This window comes from Mycobacterium appelbergii, assembly GCF_032883035.1.
GTDB lineage: Bacteria > Actinomycetota > Actinomycetes > Mycobacteriales > Mycobacteriaceae > Mycobacterium > Mycobacterium appelbergii.
The window spans coordinates 1-20,151 of record NZ_JAMQTH010000027.1; the positions used below are offsets into that span (position 1 = coordinate 1).

A 20,151-nucleotide genomic window follows, 5' to 3' on the forward strand; every position below is an offset into this window, starting at 1 on the left:
AGCTGCGGCCCAAACTGTGTACGCACCACGGACACGGCCCAATTCACAAACCCTGAGTCGATGGTGTTCCAGCCCGCATCCGTGCCACGAACCAACCCGTCGAGCACCTGCCGCGCCAACATCAGATCCGCGCTCACCTCAGGCTCAGGCAAGCTCGCCGCCGTCGCCGCACCCGAGGTACCCGCCATCACCGGAGCCGCACCGCCCTGCTGAGACGGCGCACCCGCGGCGGCCGGTGCGCTCGCCCCCGAAGCAGGAGCCGTCGGCCCAGCCGGGGTCGCCGCAGCCCCGCCACCCGGAGGCACGAACGGCGCCAACGGACCACCACCAGCACCACCGGCCGCAGGAGGATGAGCCATCATCGGCATCCCTCCACCCCCGCCGACCATCGGGCCAGCCGCCGGACTCGCCGCGCCACCGGAGGCCACAACGGGCGGCTGCACCGGGCCCGCAGGCTGAGCCACCCCAGGCGTCGCCCCCGGATGCTGAGCAACAAACTTCTCCAACGCAGGAGAAGAAGACACCGCCCCCGAGGAACCCATACCGGACGCCAAGCCCGAGTTGAAACTTGACGCCGCACTGGTCAACGAACCACCACTACCCAACGAATCCGCTGCCGACGCTGGCGACGTGAACGCATCCGACAACGACTTCCCGCCACTACCAAACGGATTGCTCGGCATCTGCGGCGGACGCAAACCACCCATCGCCGAACCCGGCGATGGCATCCCACCGGACGGCGATGGCATCCCACCACCAGAACCCATCGGCAACCCAGTCGCCGGCATCCCCGTCCCGTTACCTACCGACGAAACGGGTAATGCGACCTGCTTCTGGTCCTGTGTCGATTGCCCGTTGGTAGCTGCTGCGTCGTCGTTCGTCAGTTCTTCCGCGAGGGGTTTTTCATCCGCATTGTCGCCAGCGGCGAGGCCATCTGGTTCCTCTGTCGTGCCTTCCGCAAGTTGTTTTTCATCGTTGTTCGCCGACTCGTGGCTGGCCGGCTCAGCGGTGCTTGGGCTTTCGCCGACTGGTGCTTCCGGGATGGGGAGGACTGCGGGTGTGGCGGCGATATCCCCGAGGGCAGTGCTGTAGAGGGTGGCGGCTTCGGCGTTGAACGGGGCCATGGCCGACACGGCGGCCGAGGTTCCTCCACTCGATTGCGCGGTGTCCCACGCTTCTGCAGCGGCATCAGCGACGCGACTGAGGTCGGTCTTCAACCCGGACACGACCGCCTTGAATGAATCGGCCGCCGTTGCAGTGGATTTGAAGTAATCTGCACCGCCGTCGGCATGGTCGACCATCTTTCGCATCAACGCGATGCGGGCTTCGCCTCCTTGGCCTTCCAGCAGGCTTGCGCCGTTGGTCATCTCTTTGTGAACCGTCCCGGCGTACCCGGACACCGACTCGGCCATTGCCCGCCTGTCTTCGGCAAGGGCTTGTAAGTCAGTCTCACTGATCGACGGCCAGTAGGGCAGAACCGTCAGTGACGACGCGCGTCCTGATGGCCGAGGCACGTCCCCTGGATTGTTAATGACCGCCGCCATCGAACCCCCTCGGAACTATTTTTCGTCCAGGCCGCAAACAGCCCAGACCTGGTCATAGGCCGCCTGCTCTTTAGCAAGGTCGTGTGTGGGCGGCTCAGCGAGACCACGGGTCCGAACCTCGCCGTAAGTGGCGATCCGCGCGTAGTAAACCGATACAACATCCGTAATAGCGACACGAACCGGGGTGCTGGCATTGGGATTGTCCGCCAGCGCATTCTCCAGAGCGGTCGCGGCTGGGAGGATATCCAAGGCCCTGCGATCAGTCCGTGGTTGCGTTGTGTTCACCACCGCATACCGGGTGCACAGGGCGACATCTTGAGCATGCACTTCTGCTGCTGACGGTGGTGCGCTGACGGTGTCAGCGGCCGATTTGCTCGTCACTGCTGCACCGGTCGTGTCGGCAACAGTGCTACTTCCTCCATCGCTGAAGACAACGCCGAGCGCCACACCGATACCCAGCGCGACCGCAGCGGTACCGGCCATGATGGCAGGGGTCAGCCACCGGCGTCGTGGCGGTGGGGGTTGCCACGCGGCACTTGGGTATCCAGGCTCTTGTGTTCCCATGTGGGCAGCGTAGGACGGACCACCGACAAAATCACGGCTGAATTGCGCTGGTGCACAGCATGATTACAACGTGAGTCGCATTGATTGATCTGCTCACTGATGAGTCATTCCGGTGTTGGCGATGCTGCGAGACCGCCGCACCGCGTTTACTGGCTGATTCGTACTGCCTCATCTGATTACTGATGACGCATTTCTGCAGGTAGTCGGCAAAAAACTGAGCGGCTACGGCGTGTCTTACCGGCGTTTATCAGATACGTACGGAACGGTAGTGGCATGGCTCAACCGCATAAGGGGGACCGGGCGCAGATCATGTGCCGGCCGGTCTTGCCCGTCTATGAGGAGATTCGCGCCCGCGCGGCTGCGCGGGGCATGTCGATGTCGCAGTACGCGGCCGATGTCCTAGCTCAGCATGTGGGCCGGGCGGACCTCGTGCGCGAGCTAGACGACCGCGAGGGGTTGCCGTTGGCGATGTGAACACCGGCGGCCCGGTGTACGCGGCCGGGCAGATGGACAAATCCATAGCGGTGCGGATCACCCCTTGACATGACGAAGGCCCCCGGAGGGGCCTTGTCTTTGGGGGTTCGATCTGAGCTCCAACTCAGGTCTGGGTCCGCACCCGGTACCCCCGAAGGGGCGATGTCTTGCAGGACTCGTCTCACGGTAGCGCACTGTGTCTAACAGGTACAGGTGGCGCGCGAAACCGTGACCGAAATCGTGATCTTTTACCCGCCGTTGTGACGCGGGCCGCGCAGTGGTGGCGTGGCTGGATCGAGCGTGCCGGTGCGTGTGCACCACGTACGCCGATGGGAACCCACCGTCTGGGGTGGCTGACCGCGTTACCGTGCTGGACTTACTTGTCGGCGGTGCCGCACGGTCTAGGTAGGTCGTTGTTGGCGACGGGGTGCCGGTGACTGTCCGCGACGTCTACTCGGTTGCGCCCGCGGTGGTGTGGAAATCGTTGGCGCGGCTGCTGTCCCAGCCGGGTCGGGACCGCATGAAGGTGTTCGATCCCGACACCAAGGAGTACCGCAAGACCCGGCGCATCACCGACACGCTGCCTACGTTGATGGCGGCGGTGTACCTGTACACCCACCGCAGGACGACGCTGCTGGCGCTGGACTTCGACAGCAAGTCCCACGGCCAGGCTCAGGTCGACGCCGACTTCGCGCGCGCGCTGGGCTGGCTGACCGCGTGCGGGGCCCGGGTTGTCACGGACCGCTCCACCAATGGCGGCCGCCACATCTTGGTCCCGCTGGCCATCAACACCACCGCCAGCTTCGATGAGATCCAGTCGCTGATGCGCCAGCTCAAGGCCCGGCTGCCCAGCTTTGACCCAAAACCTATGCAGAACGCCAAGGAGGGCTGTATCAGTGTGCCGGGCACCCCGTGCGCCGGCGGTGGCCACCGCATCCTGGACGGCACGCTTACCGACGCCGTGGCTGCGCTCACCGAGCGCAGCGCCCCCACGCTGCTGCCCGAGCTCTACGCACTGCTGGGCACCCTGCCCAGCCCGCCGCAGGCAGCCACAGCGGACCTCCGGTCGCCGGGCAGCACGAGAACTCATGCCGGCGAGGACGAGCGCCTGGCCGAGCACGCCCGCTGGAGCAAGCCACTCCCTGCCTGCGTCGCCGCCTTCGCCGCAGCCGGCGACGCAGCCCTGGCCCGCGAGCACACCGGTTCCCGGTGGGAAAGCCCCTCAGAGGCCCGCATGTCGGTGGTTCTCAACGCCGTGCTGCGCGGCCACAGCCTTGCCGACATCCGCGCCCAAACCGAGCCCGGCCGCCCGTGGAGCGGCCTAGGCGACTCTTACCGAACCAAGCACGGCACCCGTGCCGACGCCCAGCTCGCCCGCGATGTCCGCAGCGCCCTGGACTACACCTCAACACTCGCCGTAAAAGCGAATCAGTCCGCACACAGGTACAAGAACTCACACGGGGGGCAGGGCTCGACCGGCCCCCACGCACGGTGGCTGGCCCACGCGCTGGCCTGGGCAGACCGTGAGTTCGCGGGCAGCCCCTTTAGGTGGACGGTGCGTGACGTGCTTCAGGCCCTGGCGATCAAAGCAGCAGTCGCCGGGGAGATCAGATCAGGCACCGCGATCGTCGGGGTAGGAGGCCGAGGCTTATCCCTGTCGGCTGGTCTCATGCCGGCTACCACCACCTTCGAGGTGTTGCGACGGACACGAGAGATGGTGGGTGCTCCGATCCTGTTGGTGCGGCCCCGTATCGGCCGCGACGCCGACTTCTACGCCTTGATCACCGAGACTGTGGACACGATCACGCCGGTTCCCTTAGAGCGAGTGAGGGTGTCCGATGTGCACCCGGCGTGGAGCATCCTCGGCCGCCACCACCGCGCGGTGTACGAACTGATCGCCCATACGGGCATGCGTCGGCCGGCTGATGTGTACGCCGCAGCACGTATCAGCGCACGCACCGGGCAGCTCTCCATTGCCGCGCTCGCGGCCGCCGGGTTGATCACCCGAGAAGGCCGCACCGTGGTGCCGGGACCGACGACGCTGGACGACATCGCCGCCGCACACCGACTCGATGAGGTCCAGGCCGACCGGATCGCTCGCTACCGCCGCGAACGCGCCGCCTGGCACGCATGGCTGGCCCTACAAGACGCGCTGAAGGGAATCACCCCAGAGGCCGGCGAACGTGTCCACGCGAGCCCCCACGGCCGCCTGGTGCTCGCCGGCGAGGACGACTACCTCGCCCACGTCATGGCTCACGGCCCACCACCGGCCGACGACGAATACACCGCGATCACCCTCGTGACCGAACTCATGGGCGCACGGATCCTGGCCGGGACGCGCCAGTAGTGGTGTAGCGGTAGCCGAGCACGCTACCGAGAGGTTCGAAGTGCCGGGTGCAGCTCTCACGCTGAACACGATCTTGGCGGCGGCCTGTAATCGTGTCAGCGTGGCACGTCGCGTCGGCCACGCCCTCGAATCAGCCACGGCCACGTAACAGGTCTGGGTTGTCCAGGGCGCGGGTGAGGATCTGGGCGACGGCTTCGCCGTTGAGTTCGCGCATGAGTTCGGGGTGGCCGACGATGGCGGCCAGAAGGTCTGCGACCCATTGGGACATCGGGATGCCGTAGTCGCCGTACTGGCCGCTGTTGGCAGCCACTGCCTCGTAGACAACCCGATCGACGCGGGGTCCGAGCTGAGCCCTGTCTCCTTTGTGTGTGCTGCGAATCGCCATAACCTAGGACCCTTTCAGACGGGAGGGACGATCCGTCCACCGCGTGATGGCCCGGGCCGGCCCGTTGTTGATCGGCGGTTATCGTGCTTGCAGGGTCATGGATCGAACTGCGCCGCCCTGGCGGGATTGTCCCGCAACTTAGGAATGTCGGCGCTGAGCCCGATGCGGTTAAAACGCGCGGCGGTGCGCGAACCGATACGGCGGGGTGGTTCGCCGACCGCGCGTACGGCCTTCGAGGGATCTCGCGCACTTCGTTCTCGGCGCTCTGCGACCGACGCGAGAGCCTTGGCTTGTTCTGGTGTGTAGCTCACGGGCACCTTCCCGCCCCCACCTTCTTCAGTACCTGCTGTGCCCTGTTTATCGAATCGCTTGCTGTTCCAGCATTTCTGCTGTCAGCGTCAATCACTGGTCAGCCAACTGTCTCACCCCTGTTGACCTGCATCGTTGATTTCCAGCCTGGTTTTGACCCACACACCTCTTGCACTTAGGTAACGGTTTGGTAACGGCCCGTTCGGGGGTTGCGGAAAACTACCTTGGTTTCGTCGTGAGAACTCGGTGCGCTGGTGGGGTGAATGCGGGCATCCACAAGCTCACTGCTGGCTCCGGGTACTTGTACCTGGTGCGGCAGGTGGCTGCCCATGACCGCACTCATGGCCCGGAGTCGCTGGGCGACTACTACTCGTCCAAAGGCGAGACTCCTGGCCGTTGGGGTGGGCGCGGACTGGCCGGGTTGGCCGCCGGATCAGAGAACTGGACGCGCACCGACTCCGGGGACCGGCTGTGGTCGCTGGAAGAGGGCTCGGAGGTCACCGAGGACCAGATGAAGGCCCTGTTCGGGCTCGGGGTGCATCCCAACGCCGCGGCATTGACCAAGCAACTCATCGCACAAGGGGCGCGCAAGAACTCAGCCCTGACGGCGACCTCGCTGGGGCGGCCGTTTCGGGTCAACGCCGGTGAAACCGAGTTACAGCAGCGCCTCGCGTTGGCCTACCGGGACCACAACCTGTCGATCGGTGCGCACTGGAACGCCGCCATAGACGAGTCCCTGCGGGCGCAGATGCGTACCCAGATCGCTACCGAGATGTTCGAAGAACAGCACCGCCGCGCACCGCTGGACGAGCGAGAACTCACCGGGTTCATTGCCCGCGGCACCCGCGACCAGACCACATCGGTGGCCGGCTACGACATGACCTTCACCCCGGTCAAAAGCGTGTCCGCACTGTATGCGCTGTGCCCCGAGCCGATCGCCAAACAGATCGAGGAATGCCACAGCCGCGCGGTGCAAGATGCCCTGGACTTCCTGCAAGACCAGGCGGCCTACACCCGCATCGGGGCCCAAGGCATCGCCCAAGTCGACACCGAAGGCTTCATCACCGCCTCGTTCCTGCACCGCGACACCCGCGCCTCGGACCCCGGCCTGCACACCCATGTGGCCATTTCCAACAAGGTTCGCGCCCGCGGCACCGACGGCATCAGCCGGTGGTATGCCCTCGATGGCCGGCCGCTGTATGCCTCCACCGTGGCCGCCTCGGAGCTGTACAACTCGCGGCTGGAGGCCTACCTGGCCGACGATTTGGGGATGCGGTTCGCCGCGCGCGGTGATGCCCGCGAAGGCAAGCGGGAGGTCCGCGAGGTCGTCGGCGTTACCCGCGAGCTCAACGAGCTGTGGTCCTCGCGTCGCGCCGCGATCGACGCCGAGTATGCGGTGCTGGCCAAGACGTTTCAGGCCGCCCACGGCCGCGAGCCGACCACCCCGGAGTCGATCGCGATGTTCCAGCAGGCCACTTTGGCCACCCGCGACGCCAAGCATGAGCCCCGCTCGCTGGGCGAGCAACGCCAGGAGTGGCGTGCCCAAGCTGTCGGTCTGTTGGGCAGTGACGAGGCGGTCAACGCGATGATCGCGCGCTCCCTTGCCGGGCGCACCGCGACACCGGCCGAGGTCACCGAAGGGTGGATCAAAGCTCGCGCCCGCCAGGTCGTCGCCACGGTGTCTGGCGACCGCGCCACCTGGAACCGCACCCATGTGTTGGCCGAGGCGTTGCGCGTTGTGCGCGTCACCGGGCACGCCGGGATCGACGGGATCGCCGAACTCATCACCGACGCCGCGTTGAGTGCACCGTTGAGCATCCGGCATGCCTCCAGCCCCGATACCGACCTCGGTGAGCCCGCGAGGTTGCGCCGCCGCGACGGGTCCAGCGTGTACCGCCAAGTCGGATCACAGACCTACACCAGCCCGGAAATCTTGGCTGCTGAGCGACAGATCCTGGCCGCCGCCACGCTGCGCGATGGCCGCACCGTGCCCGCCGCCGATGTCGAGATCGAGCTGCTGGCCCAGGCCGCGCACCGCTGCGAACTCAACGCCGGCCAAGCCCAAATGGTCCACGAAATGGCCTGTAGCGGCCAACGCGTCATGCTCGCGTTGGCCCCGGCCGGGTCGGGAAAAACCACCGCGATGGCCGCACTGGCACGGTCCTGGGAAGGTGCCGGGGGCACCGTGATCGGGCTGTCGCCGAGCGCCAGTGCAGCGCAATTGCTGCGCGAAGAAATCGAAGTCGAGGTGGGAGACACCCTCGATAAGTTCAACTGGCTCACCGACAATCCCGACACCTCGCCCGGTGATCCAGCACGCCAGTGGTACGACGCGATCGACGAGAACACCTTGATCATCGTGGACGAAGCCGGCAAGGCCGGCACCTTGGCGTTGGCCTCCATGATCGCTGTCGCGTTGGCCAAGGGCGCCAGCGTGCGCCTCGTCGGTGACGACAAACAGCTGTCCTCCATCAGCGCCGGCGGTGTGCTGCGCGACCTCGCGCACCTGCACGGTGCGATCACCTTGTCTCAAGTGATGCGGTTCGCTTCGGCGGCCGAAGCCCAGGCCGGTCTGGCACTGCGCGACGGTGACCCGTCCGGGATCGCGTTCTATCTCGATGAGCAGCGCGTGCATGTCGGCACGCAAGCCGCCGCATCCGACATGGCGTTCGAGGCATGGCAATCCGATATCGCCACCGACAAACACTCACTGCTGCTGGCACCCACCCACGATCTGGTGTCCGAACTCAACGACCGAGCACGACTGCACCGCCTCACCGAACTCGGTGAGCACGCCCCCAGCATCGAAGCGGTGTTGATGGCCGGGGCCCGCGCCAGCGTCGGAGACCTCGTATTCACCAAGAAAAACGACCGCAGCCTCGCGCTCGGTGCCACTGATTTCGTGCGCAACGGCTACCGCTGGGAAGTCACCGACGTCGACCCCGAAGGCTCGATCACCGTCGCGCACTTGGAGTCCGGGGCGCACCTACACCTGCCCGCCGACTATGTACGCGCCCACGTCACCTTGGGCTACGCCCGCACCATTGATGCCACCCAGGGCGCGACCGCCCGCTACCGCTGCCACACCGTGGGCTCCGACCAATTGACCCGCCAGCAGGTCTACACCGCACTCACCCGCGGTGTGCACGGTAACCACATCTACTTCTCCACCGCCGAGCACGACCCGCACCGTGTGCTGTCCCCGAAAGCGACCCACCCCGACACCGCCGTGGACGTGTTGACCCGTGCGTTGGGCCGTGACGCCGCGCAAGTGTCGGCCACCAGCGCGGCCCGCGCTGCCACCGACCCGACCGCCCGACTGGCCGCCGCCGCCCAGATGTACAGCCACGCCGTCGGCGCCGCCGCTGAATCACGGCTGACCCCCGCCCAGCACGCCGAGCTGGATTCCCACGCCGAAAAACTGGTGCCCGGCCTCACGTCAGCGACCGCCTGGCCGGTGCTGCGCCAGCACCTCGCGCTGATCGCCGCCGCCGGAATCCACCCGCTCAAACGACTCGACAAAGTGGTCGCCGCCGGCGGATTCGACAACGCCGCCGACCCCGCCGCCATCATCGACTGGCGACTGGACCCCACCGGAGCACACTCCGGTGGCAACGGCCCGCTGCCCTGGCTGCCCGCCATCCCCGAACGCCTGGCCGCCGACCCGCACTGGAACACCTACCTGTCCGCCCGCGCGCAACGGGTCACCGACCTGGCCGCCGAGGTGGCCACCACAGCGCGGGAATGGACCAGCGCCACCGCGCCGCGGTGGGCCCGCCCCTTGGCCGACACCGACGCCGAACTGGCCGCCGACCTCGCGGTGTATCGCGCCGCCACCGCCGTCGATGACAACGACACCCGCATCGCCGGCCCCGAGCAATACCCCGCCCGCACCCGCGCCGCGCAGCGCCGCCTCGAACTCCGAGCAGCCGAACTCATTGGCTCCGACACCACCACCAACCGCTACGACACCCTCATCGACGCCATCAACCCGCACATCAGGCAAGACCCCTACTGGCCCCAACTCGCCCACCACCTGTCGGCGGCCGCGCGCACCGGAGTCAACATCACCCAACTCGTCCGCACGGTCGCCGCTGACCGCCCGCTGCCCGACGAACTGCCCGCCGCCGCCCTGTGGTGGCGACTGTGCGGCACCCTGTCCCCGGCCGCCCTGGAAACCGCGAACGGGGGTTTGCGCCCGGACTGGCTACCCGATCTGCACACCGTGTTCGGCACCGAGATGGCCGAGACCATCGCCGCCGATCCCGCGTTCCCGGCTCTGGTGTCCGCCATCGGTAATGCGGACCCCGACCGGTGGAGCGCACTGGACCTACTGCACGTCGCCGCCGAGCACCTCTACGACGCCGACGCCCACCTGACCCATCATCTGCGCGGCGACGAGTACGCCCGCCTGCTCACCTACTCGATTGACCTGTTCACCACCGACGACCCCTACGACCACGACATCCCGCTGCCCGACACCGCACCCCTGACCGAGGAAGAACACGAAGAACTCGCCCACCAGCATCCCGATATCGACGCACCTCAGCATTGGCAGCACGACGCCCTCGATGACGTTTTGGCCGATCCCAACATGCTCGCCGCCGCCCTCGGCCTGCAAGACAGCGACCTTGCCGACGCCGCGACCGCCGACCATCAGCTCCCACCACCCGAGCACGCCGACGACCTCTTCGACCCCGAATCGCATCTGGATTTCGACAGCCTGAGCACCGTCCGACCCAGCCCCGCCGCCGCACTGACCGCACACCGCGCCGACGTGCACGCCCTGCGCGCCCGCTACGCCGAGGCCGACGCCGAGTTGCAAACCCTCACCGCCCAGGTGGTCGCCGGCAATGGCCCGCACGTGCTCGCCGCCGCCGACGACCTCCGGCGCATGCGCGACGCCGCCGACGCCGACCGGCCTTTCCTGGCCCAGGTCGAAGCCGTGCTCGACCAGTGGCATGAGGCCGACACCACCTACACCGCGGCACTGGAGCTCATCGAGCACGCCCGCACCGAACTCGACGCCCTGCGCGCCGACCCAGACGCCGACCCCCTCGATGTCGCCTCGGCAGCCCAGAACCTGAACTTCCTGACCACTCACCACCTGCCCACGCACAGCCCCGCCGAACAGTTCCACCCGGCGTTCCAAGAAGCCACTGCCGCCCGCGCTGAGGCTGCCGGCGGCAGCGAGCACATCGTCACCCACGCCGACGCCGACGCCTTTCTGCGTCAGTGCCGCGCCGACGACGATGCTCTCGTGGCTCGTCACCGTGCCGACCGCGCCGCGCTGCGCGAACAGCTGCACCGTGCCGAGCACGCCGCCGCACAAGCCTTCGCCCGGGCCCAGACCAGCACCGCCGAACACATCACCGACCTGCTGCCGCGCATCGACACCGAGCTGCGCGTCCTCAACATCGCCGGACAACACGCCTTCCAAGACCGGCTGCCCATCCCAGCCGCCGACCCCGACATCGACACCAGCCGCCTGCAACGTCTCACCGACGTCCCGTTCGTGCTGACCGTCGCCCACGCCACAGACCGCGCAGCGCTACTGCCCATGATGAGACATCTAGACCGCGCCGCCCACGACGCGACGCGCCCGCTGATCTGGGCCGCCCCACCCGCCGTCCTGAACAACCCCGACCTGTCCCCGATCAACAACACCGTCATCGACGCCAGCGCCATCGACCTCACCGACAGTCAACCCGGCACCATCGTCGTCATCGACCGCGCCGAACACCTGCCCCCCGAGACGATCGCGGACCTTACCGAGAACGCGGCAGCCGTCAACGCACGGATCATCCTGCTCGACACCAACTCCGGCACCTGGCCGACACCACCGGCCGCACCGCTGCTCAAACTGCTGCACACCGAACTGCGCTGGTCGGCAGTGCTGACCGCCGCCCCCGTCCGCATCAACCACTACGCCACCGGCCCCGACACCGACGCCGCCCTCACCCAAGCAGCCGGACTCGACCACGACCAGCACACACCCGCCATCACCACCGCACTCCAACGCCTCCGAAAAACCAACCAGCGCAACACCACCGCCCACGACCTCCACACCCGAATGTGGAACACCGCACAACGGAACCACCAGCACCACCGCCGCGTAGACCACAGCCGCGACCTCTAAAATCGCGTCACGTACCACTCACTCCCCCACCGCTTGTCAGTGCTGTGTCCCACGATGGGGCATTGCAGCGCAACGGAAACGGGAGAACACGATGAGTAACGACACCCCGCGAGCGGCATTCGACGCCTCGATCGCCGAAATCCTCGCCGAATGGGGACAACCGTTGTCGTTCAGCCGTGGCCGACTCGCAACCGCCCTGGAAACGCTGTACCGCGCCGAGCTGGAATTCCCACCGACCTGGACCGAACACCGCAGCGAAACCTTCATCACCAATCACGCCGACCTCGACCTCGGCGAAGTCGCCACCCAGTTCGACGACCTCATCGAAACCGTCACCAACGATCACGGACTGCGCTACGGCACGTTGCCGCACCCCGATGACGCCTCCGAGATGATTCGAACAGCTCGCCTAGACGCCCTCAACGACATCCTTGAACAACGACTGGACTACGAACTCCCCAACGAAATCGAGGCACACTCAGCAGAAGACGCTGAAGTGCGAAGGCGTTGAGAGCCGTTTCGGGTGACCTTTATGGTTCGAAGTGCGAGCGGAATCCTTCGAGCCAATCCGCCCGCTCAGCGCCGGTGAGATTAGCTGGTACCCACAGCTCGGCGTCGTCGGGACTATCGGCGTCACCGTCGGCGACGCGATCGTGTGCGGCGAGGTATCCGGCGGCGTGCAGCTGGCCGGGTTGCGAGAAGACAGCTTGCATGGTGGCCAGGTTGGATTGGAAGTCTTGATAGGCGGCGCGGCGTTCGTCGTGAGTGGCGTAGTCGTCGCCGTACCGTTCGAGCCAGGCCGCCCAGTGCTCGGCGGTACCCGGCTGCGGCGGGGTGTTCGCTTCCATGACTCTTACGGTACGACGGGTGTCTGACATGTTGGGCTCCTTTGTGGCCTGTTTGCCCAGATGAGAGCGTTTTGATAGCTGTGATAGCTGTGATAGCACAGCTAGCTAGCAGCCGTGTTGAGTGAGGTAGGCGTCGAGGGCTTGGTCGGTGATGGAGGCGATGCTGATGGTGCGGTCGCCGGTTTCGTAACGGAGCTTGTCGACGGCTTTTCCGAGGCGGTTTTTAGTGGAGGGCCGGATTCTGACGTTGTGCTGCTCGGTCAGTCGCTCGGCCGCTCCTCCGGCCTGCGGTGACGATGCGAGTTGAGACGAGTCAGGCGGGGCGGCGGTGATGGGGACTGCGGGTCGGTCGGGGATGGTGTCGGCTGGGTGGCTGGTGGTGCGGGTGATGGCTGGTTTGCGTGTGGTGCTCATGCGGGCGCTCCGATGGTGATGCCGAGTTCGTCGGCCAAGTCGTCGTAGGCGACTTGCAGGCTGAGTGCGCGGCCGCCTTTGAATTTGTGCATGGGCACTTCGGCGCTGTGGGCGTCTTGGCGGGCTCCGAGGTCGGGTATGACGGTGCGGGCCACGAGGTCGCCGTAGGCTTCGCGCAGCTCGCGTTCACGGTCGATGTGTTCGCCTTTGTTCTGGCGGCGGGAAATAATGATCTTGGCCAGCTCCAGACGCGGGTTGGGGCGCAACTTGACCTTCTGGACGGTGGTTTCCAGCCGCGTCACGCCTTTGACGGAGTCTTTCGTTGGTTCGGTGATGGCGTACACGGTGTCCACAGTGAGCAGAACGGCGAACAGCAGCTTGCCCAGGCTGGGTGGGCAGTCGAACAGCACGGCGTCATACGGCGAGAGGTCCAGGCCTTCGAAAGCGACATCCAGGCGGAACACGAGATCGGAAGCGCCGCTGGATTCGGCGTTGGACAGATCCAAGTGGGACGGGATGAGGTCGACGCCGTCCCAGTCAGTGGCCACGACGGCATCGATGGCTGAGCCGGCTTCGGTGCGATCCATGAGGTCAGCGGTGGTGAGTTGCCCATCTTCTGTGTACACACCGAGGCCTTCGGTGGCGTTGGCCTGGGGGTCCACGTCGACGATGAGGGCACGCCCTCCGCGGTGACTGATGGCGCTGGCCAGCCCGAGTGTCGTCGCAGTCTTGCCGACGCCACCTTTCTGGTTGGCCAAGGCGTGCCGTTTTGGTTGCACGATGCGCTTCCTCCGTAGTTAGGCTGGCGATGCTGGCTAGCTGTGCTAGCATAGCTCAGATAGCTATGCTAGCACGCCTAGCTAGCTAGATTGCGTTGTCCCTGCGTGTCGGATAGGTCGGGTCTGCGGTTATCGGGAAGCATCCTGAGGCATGCCACGGCACCTCAATCGGATGATCTACATAGACGACTCTGGACACCCCCAGTCTGGGATGGTCGTGTACGGCTGGGTTGAGTTCAGCCCGGACCGCTGGGGTTCTGTGCTCCGGTGCTGGCTCGATTGCCGAAAGATGCTGTGGCGTGAGTACCGGGTGGCCATCCAACAGGAGCTGCACACAACGGACTACGTGAACGGCCGCGGCCGGATTTCCAAAAATGTCCCTGACCGGCACGTGCACAACGGGATCGAGTTCTGGAAAGACTTCGGCCGCGAGGTCGCGGTGGAATGCCTGGACACACTGCGCTGTGCCGAGGGGCTGGTCGTGGGGTCGGTCTACCGCCAGGGGGACCCCGCGCGCCTTGCCGCGACCAAACGGGAGCTTTACCGAGATTTGATCATGCGCTTTGAAAAAGAGCTGGCCGCCACCGACTCGCTCGGTGTCGTGGTGATGGACGGGGACGGCAGCGATAGCAGTTACCGGACCACGCACCGTCAGTTGAAGCTGGATGAACGGCGCATCATCGAAGACGCGATCCATCTCGATTCGAAATCGTCGCAACTTGTGCAGATGGCCGACTTGGTCGCTTGGAGCGCGTATGCGGCCGCCGACCGCCACCCGCGGAATGAGTTTGCCTGGGACTGGTACGAGAAATACCTGGCTGAGCGGGATCCGAACAGGCAGCCGAAGGAACTTGCCCCCAGAAACAGCTAGACCCCCTTATCCACAGGTGTGGGGGGGTCTGCACTCACGAATATACACCGGATCGGGCGTATTGCCCACTACCGACGCTAAGTACCGATATCTCCGCGTGCGAGATATCGGTACGCAGTCGCCCTGCCGATCCCGAACGCCGCGGCGAGCTCGGTGACCGGTTCACCGGTCGCAGCGAGACGACGCAGTTGCTCTTGGCGGTCGGCGCTGAGCCTGTGGGGTTTGGTGGCCGGCAAGCTGCGAGCTCGGCGGGACTCGCGTGAGGCGGCACGGCGCTCTTTTCCGAGCTCGAGCTCGAGCTCCGCGAGGGTTGCCATTATGGCGGCGACGGCACGGCCGGTCGGAGTGCCCGTATCCACGCCTTCACGCAAGGCGCGCAACAAGATTCGACGCTCACCGAGTTCAGCGATAGTGCGTGTCACTTCGGCGACGGAGCGGCCCAGACGATCGATCGCAGTGACAACGACGGTGTCACCTTCACGGGCGTAGTGCAGCATTGCCGTCAACCCAGGCCGGTCGGTGCTCACCGCTCCCGAGAGTTTGTCAGTGAAGACTTGATCCGGTCCGACACCGGCCCCTGCGAGCGCGACGAGCTGCGCATCGAGGTCTTGGCCCACGGTGCTCACGCGGGCGTACCCGAGAATCTTCGTCACATCACTACCGTCTCATTGCCTTCTGGCATTGAGGATCTGAGACACGCGGTGTGAGACAAGAAATGAGACACCGCGACCTGGCATTACGCGGTGGGGGAGTGGTGCCTCGGAGGGTGTCTCGTTTCTTTAGATATGAGGCCAGCCAAGGTCACGATGTGCTATCAACAAATGCTATCATCGAGTGATGGCTAAGACTGTTACGTTGCGCTTATCCGACGGTGCCTACGAGGCGGTGAAGCGGTACGCAGATGCTGACCATACGTCGATGAATTCCTGGATCGAGGGCGTGCTCGATGTTGAGGACATGCGCCGCAGATGCGAAGCTCACGACCAGTGGATGCGGGAGCACCCCGATTCCGTCGCCTTCAGCGAGGCCTGGGCCGACCGAAATCTTGACGAGTTGACAAAGCGTTGAAATCGCCACGCCGAGGCGAGATTTGGGTTACGGGCACCGGAATCAACGTGCTCGTCATCTCCTCCACGGTCTACAACGAGATCCCCAGTGAGCCGACCGTAATCGTCGTGCCGGTGTTCGACCACAATCCAGATACCGGGTTCGGCGTGCCGTTGGGAGACACCGCGTGGGCAGCTCCCGGCCTGGTAACCAGCCTGCGCAAGTCAGCGCTGGATGAGTTCTTTCGCCGCGTTGACGTCCAGGCTCTGACCGATGTGAACAACATGCTTTTCAAGATCCTGGCCACACCGGACAGATAGCGGCGGCTGGATCGTCCCGAGACAGCTTTCGGCGATAGCTAGCTAGGCTGGACTCTGTGGCTCCCCTGCGTGCGTTCCCGGTCGTTTATGCGGCGACGGATGTCAGGCGTAGCGCTGATTTCTGGCAGCGACTGGGCTTCGAACGCTCCGTCGAGCTGCCCTCCGACAGCGAACCCGGGTACATCGGCTTGCGTCGCGGTGCAAGTGAGATTGCCATCGTGTCTTGGGACTGGTCGGCGCAACGCTACGGTTTAAAGCCGCCCGCGGGTCCGCGGTTCGAGATGTATGTCTATGTCGACGATCTGGACACATTGGTGACCGATCTGCGCAATGACGGAATCCCTGTCCTGGCCGACGTGGCCGACATGCCATGGGGTGAGCGTGTCGCGACCATCGTCGACCCGGATGGCAATCCGGTGACGCTGTGTCTAGCCCAGGACGGCTAGCAACGCCGCTCCCGGTGGGCACTCTGTGAGACAGGAACTGATCTGGGTGAGACAGGAACTGATCTGGCTCGTTTTTCAGAAACGAGACTCTTGAAACGAGACAGGGGCGACCAGGAGGACGACCGATGAACATCGACCAGGACCGCTACAACAAGCTGGCCGACTGGGCTGAAAACGACGAGCGCGAGATCGATCCCACTCGCGGCGAAACCGGGCGCGCTGCAGTCGAATCCAGCCGCGAGCTGATCCGCCGCGCCAGGCGGACGGCCGCGCGTCGACCCCAACGCGGCGGGTGACCCAGTGGACTCGCCGCGCGACATTCACCTTCAGCGGTAGAAAGGACTTCACCCTGGCGACGAACATTGGCCGAGCGCATTGGGTGCGCAGCGGAGGTGGTCACAGCCCAGCAGCCCGATTCGCTTGGTAGACCTTCTGCGCGTAACCGTCGATGCCGAGAGTCGGGACTGTTTCCGCGGTGTGGTTCTGGAGGGCGATCCGAAGATGTTCGTGTCGCAGGGCCTGTTCTAACAATTCCGATCGGTTCAAGCCCGTTGCCTGCGCATCCGCATCTGCTGCCGCCAGAACTGCGCGGTCCAACGTCACCGAGACCTTGTCTTTCGCCACAACCGACCATTCTAACTAATGGTCGATACTTGGATGATGTAGCTGCCAGGGCATGTGCCCTCGAATCACGCGTCCCTGGCCGCACCTCAATCCACGTCCAGAACCAGCCATCACCGCGGCTTATCGTTGACAGTCCGGATTCGAACGAAGTCGACTGCGTAGCAACGTCTTCACCGCCTCATGCTCGCCGTAGATGTAGGCCCTCGCTAGGAGGTCGTTGAATGTTCTGGCCACTCCGGGGTCGTTGTCATTGACGGGGATCGTCAGGAGGATGCCTGCGCCGGAACCGATGAGCAGGCTGTTGGCCACGAACACGGCGGTGCGTTTGTTGCCATCCTCAAAAGGCTGCGACTTGGCCAGGTCCACGAAGAGGGCGAGCGCGTTCTCGTGGACCTGTGCGCTGCGCGTCGCACTGTCGAGCACCGCTTGCAGTCCGTCCTCGGACAGGGCGGCGGGGGTGTGGCGACCGTAGGCCGTGCTTACCCCGATGGCCTGTTCCTGGGTGCGCAGTTGGCCTGGATGCAGTGCACCGCTGCGGGTGAGAGTGGCGTTGACGGCCCGGACGAAACCGGCGTCGAGCGGATCGCCGGCGGCGTGGTCGATGACGAACTGCGCCGCGTCGCGCAGATCCTCGAGAAGCGCAAGATCGGCCCGCGATGCGACGCCCTCAAGGCTGCCGGACCGCAGGAAATTCTCGGTGTCGCGTCGGCTGACAGATAGACCGTCGAAAACCTTGCCCGCGGAATACACCACCTCCGCAAGATCTGAGAGGGTAAGCGCGTCCACGGTCACCCTTCCCGGTCGCAGTCGGTGTGCTATTCAAGCAAAAGCCCAGGGGCGGGCGCTCTGGCGGACCTACACGCTGGCAGTCGCCGCACCCGGCGCGACGGCCACGATGCCTGCCGCATTCTCGGTGTCCTGGGCTTCCAGCTGCGCTGCGCTGGCCACGTCCCCGCTGGCAACGGCGCTGCCCGCTCGACTCAGGTCAGCCAGAAACGTGCCATCCTGGGCAGGCCACGTGCTGGTGACGGCGTTGATGGCCAGCGAAACCCCGTCAGGCTGTGCAGCCGCACCTGCCAAGCCGCCGACACCCTGGGCAGCCCCGGCCGCACCGCCTGCGGCGACCGCCGCAGCCTCGGCGCCGGTGGTCGCACCTGATGCGGGCAGGGCGATCGGATCGACCTTAATACGGTCCCCGGAGCCTCCCGAAGGTGGTACTGCGGCCATGATCATTGTCCTTTCTGGCCGTGGTTCATCCAGTAATCCGGTATGCGCTGCATCTCCGCACGGTATGCCGAGTCGTTGAGACGCGCGAGGTGCGCGGCTCGCTGCTGATGATCAGCATCAGCCCAGCGGCGTGTACGGGCGATCGCTTTCTCAACCCAGTCGGTCTGGCGTAGGTCTTCTCGGCCCGCGTAGCGCATCCACCTTTCGCCGAAAACATCGAGCAACTCTGGTGAACGAACGCTCAAAGCGGCAATAGCCGCCTCCACACTCTCGGTGAGCAGGTCCCGCCGAATCAGGGCACGTTCCCGAATCTTGGCCTCTGATTCGATGCCCAGCACGGTGCAAGCAAGATGTCGTTGGCCGATCCCTCTACGCTGTTGTTCTTCGTGCAGCTTCGAGGATTCCTCGAAATCGATGATTTCGGAACAGGATATCCACCAGGCGCGTAGTGCTTGATCCGGACCTCCGGATGCGCCTGGCTCCCAATCCCACGGCCCGCCCTCCACTACCTCGCGTAGCGCAAGAATTTCTGTCTCCGCCTGGCATGTAAACGGATAAGCCCACGGACTCATCGGAGTTCCGCCACCAGCGCCGCTGCCCTCGCGGGCACGTGCGTGGTGCAACCTACTGCTGGCTGCGCCGGCACGGATTTCCCGCCAATCCGGCTCCAGCTCTCCAGAGCGCGCATCGGCCACAATCCGGGCGAATGCAGCCGTCGTTGTGTCAGTCCAGCTCGGAGTACGACCCATACCAGGAATCAAAGACATTCCGGTGTCCTGGGCCTCCAGCCAGCTGCGCGCGCCGAACTTGCCGACCTTGCCCACTGAGGTGGACTTTGCAGAAGGCACCGTGCCGCCAAGGGCCCTTAAGCTGTCCGCGTCGAACGCATCGCCAGGCGAAATCATCGACATTGGCGCTCCAGAGTCGATAGGGTCGACGCCACCACCTGGCCGAACCCGGACACCACCGCGCAGTACACGATATCGGCCAAGGACGGTGACGCCGGCCGCTGCCAATACCGAATCAACTCAGCAATGAGTGCGGTCCTGTAGAACGCTATATACAACAGCCGCGCATCCCGCGAGTCCTTTGAATCGTCCAGATCCAACGGCCCATTCAGGTGCGGACTCGTCGCGTTTCCGTCGTGGCGCTGGGCCACCTCGTTGTTGTAAGCCGCCCAGTCGATGGGCGTCCCCTGGGCCAGCTCATTGAGAAATGCCAGGTCGGCCACCTCGGCAACCTGAATTGGCCCGTCCGCACTGGATACCGGACTGCCCTTGATCATGGCCGCTGGAGTTTGCGTCGCCGCCTCCACGACCGCGCGGGTGATTACCGCAGCCACGGGAACCTCAGACGTTCCACTGCCCACCGTTGAAATCTGTTGCGCCAGATCAAGATCAATAGCCCCTAAGCGGTGTTGGTGCGCGCCGTCGAGCACCGGCACCGAACCGGGGGAATGTAGGATCGACCGCAACGTCGCCGTCTCAAAGTCCTGCCATCCCGCAGGGCGCGGACCCTCCGCCGTAGTCACCAACGCACTGCGCACCACTCCAGAAGCCCTGTCGGCCAACGCATCCGCATGCCCGGCCAGCACATCAGCCGGCCGACGCCACCCCATGTACTTATCCGCCCACCTCATCGGCAACGCCGGATCACGGGGTGCGATCCGCGCTGTCGTCGGAATGTACACCGACGCAGGCACATACACCCCGCCACCCGCGCTAGAGGCGATCACAAGCTGCGGCCCAAACTGTGTACGCACCACGGACACGGCCCAATTCACAAACCCTGAGTCGATGGTGTTCCAGCCCGC

The 20,151-nt window shown here is 65.2% G+C and carries 20 protein-coding genes and 1 pseudogene; 9 read left to right on the top strand and 12 right to left on the bottom strand.

Going from position 1 to position 20,151, the window contains the following annotated elements; all coding sequences use genetic code 11:
• Nucleotides 1–1,367 (bottom strand): annotated as a pseudogene (locus M1247_RS36105) (hypothetical protein); the annotation flags it as partial.
• A 192-nt stretch (nucleotides 1,368–1,559) separates the two neighbouring features.
• Complete coding sequence (locus M1247_RS36110; RefSeq protein ID WP_178359595.1) at nucleotides 1,560–2,027, bottom strand: hypothetical protein; 468 nt, start codon at nucleotides 2,025–2,027, stop codon at nucleotides 1,560–1,562.
• Between the two features lie 354 nt (nucleotides 2,028–2,381).
• Between M1247_RS36110 and M1247_RS36115 the strand changes: the two genes are divergently transcribed.
• The gene (locus M1247_RS36115) at nucleotides 2,382–2,582 is read left to right on the top strand and encodes a toxin-antitoxin system (protein ID WP_178359594.1); all 201 of its coding nucleotides are present in this window, start codon (nucleotides 2,382–2,384) and stop codon (nucleotides 2,580–2,582) included.
• Nucleotides 2,583–3,015: 433 nt separating this feature from the next.
• On the top strand, nucleotides 3,016–4,929 hold the full coding sequence (locus M1247_RS36120) for a hypothetical protein (protein WP_178359593.1): 1,914 nt from the start codon (nucleotides 3,016–3,018) through the stop codon (nucleotides 4,927–4,929).
• Between the two features lie 130 nt (nucleotides 4,930–5,059).
• Here the strand turns inward: M1247_RS36120 and M1247_RS36125 are convergent, their stop codons facing one another.
• Nucleotides 5,060–5,239: a hypothetical protein gene (locus M1247_RS36125; protein WP_256736144.1), complete on the bottom strand. Its 180-nt coding sequence runs from the start codon at nucleotides 5,237–5,239 to the stop codon at nucleotides 5,060–5,062.
• A gap of 643 nt (nucleotides 5,240–5,882) precedes the next feature.
• Between M1247_RS36125 and mobF the strand changes: the two genes are divergently transcribed.
• Complete coding sequence (gene mobF, locus M1247_RS36130) at nucleotides 5,883–11,762, top strand: MobF family relaxase (RefSeq protein WP_317161267.1); 5,880 nt, start codon at nucleotides 5,883–5,885, stop codon at nucleotides 11,760–11,762.
• Nucleotides 11,763–11,853: 91 nt separating this feature from the next.
• Nucleotides 11,854–12,273 (top strand): hypothetical protein, encoded by a 420-nt coding sequence (locus M1247_RS36135; protein WP_178359590.1) that lies wholly within the window; start codon nucleotides 11,854–11,856, stop codon nucleotides 12,271–12,273.
• A 19-nt stretch (nucleotides 12,274–12,292) separates the two neighbouring features.
• Here M1247_RS36135 and M1247_RS36140 read toward each other — a convergent pair whose 3' ends face one another.
• The 3 genes from M1247_RS36140 to M1247_RS36150 all read right to left on the bottom strand — a co-directional run bounded on the left by M1247_RS36140 (nucleotide 12,293) and on the right by M1247_RS36150 (nucleotide 13,803).
• Complete coding sequence (locus tag M1247_RS36140) at nucleotides 12,293–12,610, bottom strand: hypothetical protein (RefSeq protein ID WP_317161268.1); 318 nt, start codon at nucleotides 12,608–12,610, stop codon at nucleotides 12,293–12,295.
• Nucleotides 12,611–12,715: 105 nt separating this feature from the next.
• Entirely contained in the window at nucleotides 12,716–13,024 is a 309-nt protein-coding gene (locus M1247_RS36145; RefSeq protein WP_137145757.1) for a hypothetical protein, read from the bottom strand.
• Nucleotides 13,021–13,803 (bottom strand): AAA family ATPase, encoded by a 783-nt coding sequence (locus tag M1247_RS36150; RefSeq protein WP_178359607.1) that lies wholly within the window; start codon nucleotides 13,801–13,803, stop codon nucleotides 13,021–13,023. The genes M1247_RS36145 and M1247_RS36150 overlap by 4 nt, the downstream gene beginning before the upstream one ends.
• A 172-nt stretch (nucleotides 13,804–13,975) precedes the next feature.
• Here M1247_RS36150 and M1247_RS36155 point away from each other — a divergent pair, with 172 nt between their 5' ends.
• Nucleotides 13,976–14,674 (top strand): DUF3800 domain-containing protein, encoded by a 699-nt coding sequence (locus tag M1247_RS36155; protein ID WP_256736147.1) that lies wholly within the window; start codon nucleotides 13,976–13,978, stop codon nucleotides 14,672–14,674.
• Nucleotides 14,675–14,751: 77 nt separating this feature from the next.
• Here M1247_RS36155 and M1247_RS36160 read toward each other — a convergent pair whose 3' ends face one another.
• Complete coding sequence (locus tag M1247_RS36160; RefSeq protein WP_178359605.1) at nucleotides 14,752–15,327, bottom strand: recombinase family protein; 576 nt, start codon at nucleotides 15,325–15,327, stop codon at nucleotides 14,752–14,754.
• A gap of 184 nt (nucleotides 15,328–15,511) precedes the next feature.
• Between M1247_RS36160 and M1247_RS36165 the strand changes: the two genes are divergently transcribed.
• From M1247_RS36165 to M1247_RS36180, 4 genes are all read left to right on the top strand, one after another.
• A complete protein-coding gene (locus tag M1247_RS36165; protein WP_178359604.1) occupies nucleotides 15,512–15,742 on the top strand; it encodes a hypothetical protein in 231 nt (76 codons plus the stop codon).
• Nucleotides 15,743–15,789: 47 nt separating this feature from the next.
• Nucleotides 15,790–16,041 carry a MazF family transcriptional regulator gene (locus M1247_RS36170; RefSeq protein ID WP_317161269.1) on the top strand — a complete coding sequence of 84 codons (252 nt, stop codon included), beginning with the start codon at nucleotides 15,790–15,792 and terminating at the stop codon, nucleotides 16,039–16,041.
• Nucleotides 16,042–16,097: 56 nt separating this feature from the next.
• Entirely contained in the window at nucleotides 16,098–16,487 is a 390-nt protein-coding gene (locus M1247_RS36175; protein WP_178359602.1) for a VOC family protein, read from the top strand.
• A 125-nt stretch (nucleotides 16,488–16,612) separates the two neighbouring features.
• Complete coding sequence (locus M1247_RS36180; RefSeq protein WP_178359601.1) at nucleotides 16,613–16,783, top strand: hypothetical protein; 171 nt, start codon at nucleotides 16,613–16,615, stop codon at nucleotides 16,781–16,783.
• Nucleotides 16,784–16,883: 100 nt separating this feature from the next.
• Here M1247_RS36180 and M1247_RS36185 read toward each other — a convergent pair whose 3' ends face one another.
• From M1247_RS36185 to M1247_RS36205, 5 genes are all read right to left on the bottom strand, one after another.
• On the bottom strand, nucleotides 16,884–17,111 hold the full coding sequence (locus M1247_RS36185) for a ribbon-helix-helix protein, CopG family (protein WP_178359600.1): 228 nt from the start codon (nucleotides 17,109–17,111) through the stop codon (nucleotides 16,884–16,886).
• A gap of 120 nt (nucleotides 17,112–17,231) precedes the next feature.
• Nucleotides 17,232–17,897 (bottom strand): Fic family protein, encoded by a 666-nt coding sequence (locus tag M1247_RS36190; protein ID WP_178359599.1) that lies wholly within the window; start codon nucleotides 17,895–17,897, stop codon nucleotides 17,232–17,234.
• A gap of 69 nt (nucleotides 17,898–17,966) precedes the next feature.
• On the bottom strand, nucleotides 17,967–18,338 hold the full coding sequence (locus tag M1247_RS36195; RefSeq protein WP_178359598.1) for a hypothetical protein: 372 nt from the start codon (nucleotides 18,336–18,338) through the stop codon (nucleotides 17,967–17,969).
• Between the two features lie 2 nt (nucleotides 18,339–18,340).
• Entirely contained in the window at nucleotides 18,341–19,249 is a 909-nt protein-coding gene (locus tag M1247_RS36200) for a hypothetical protein (RefSeq protein WP_178359597.1), read from the bottom strand.
• Nucleotides 19,240–20,151, bottom strand: a 912-nt coding sequence (locus M1247_RS36205; RefSeq protein WP_317161270.1) for a hypothetical protein, incomplete at its 5' end; no start/stop codon positions are given. The genes M1247_RS36200 and M1247_RS36205, both read right to left, overlap by 10 nt.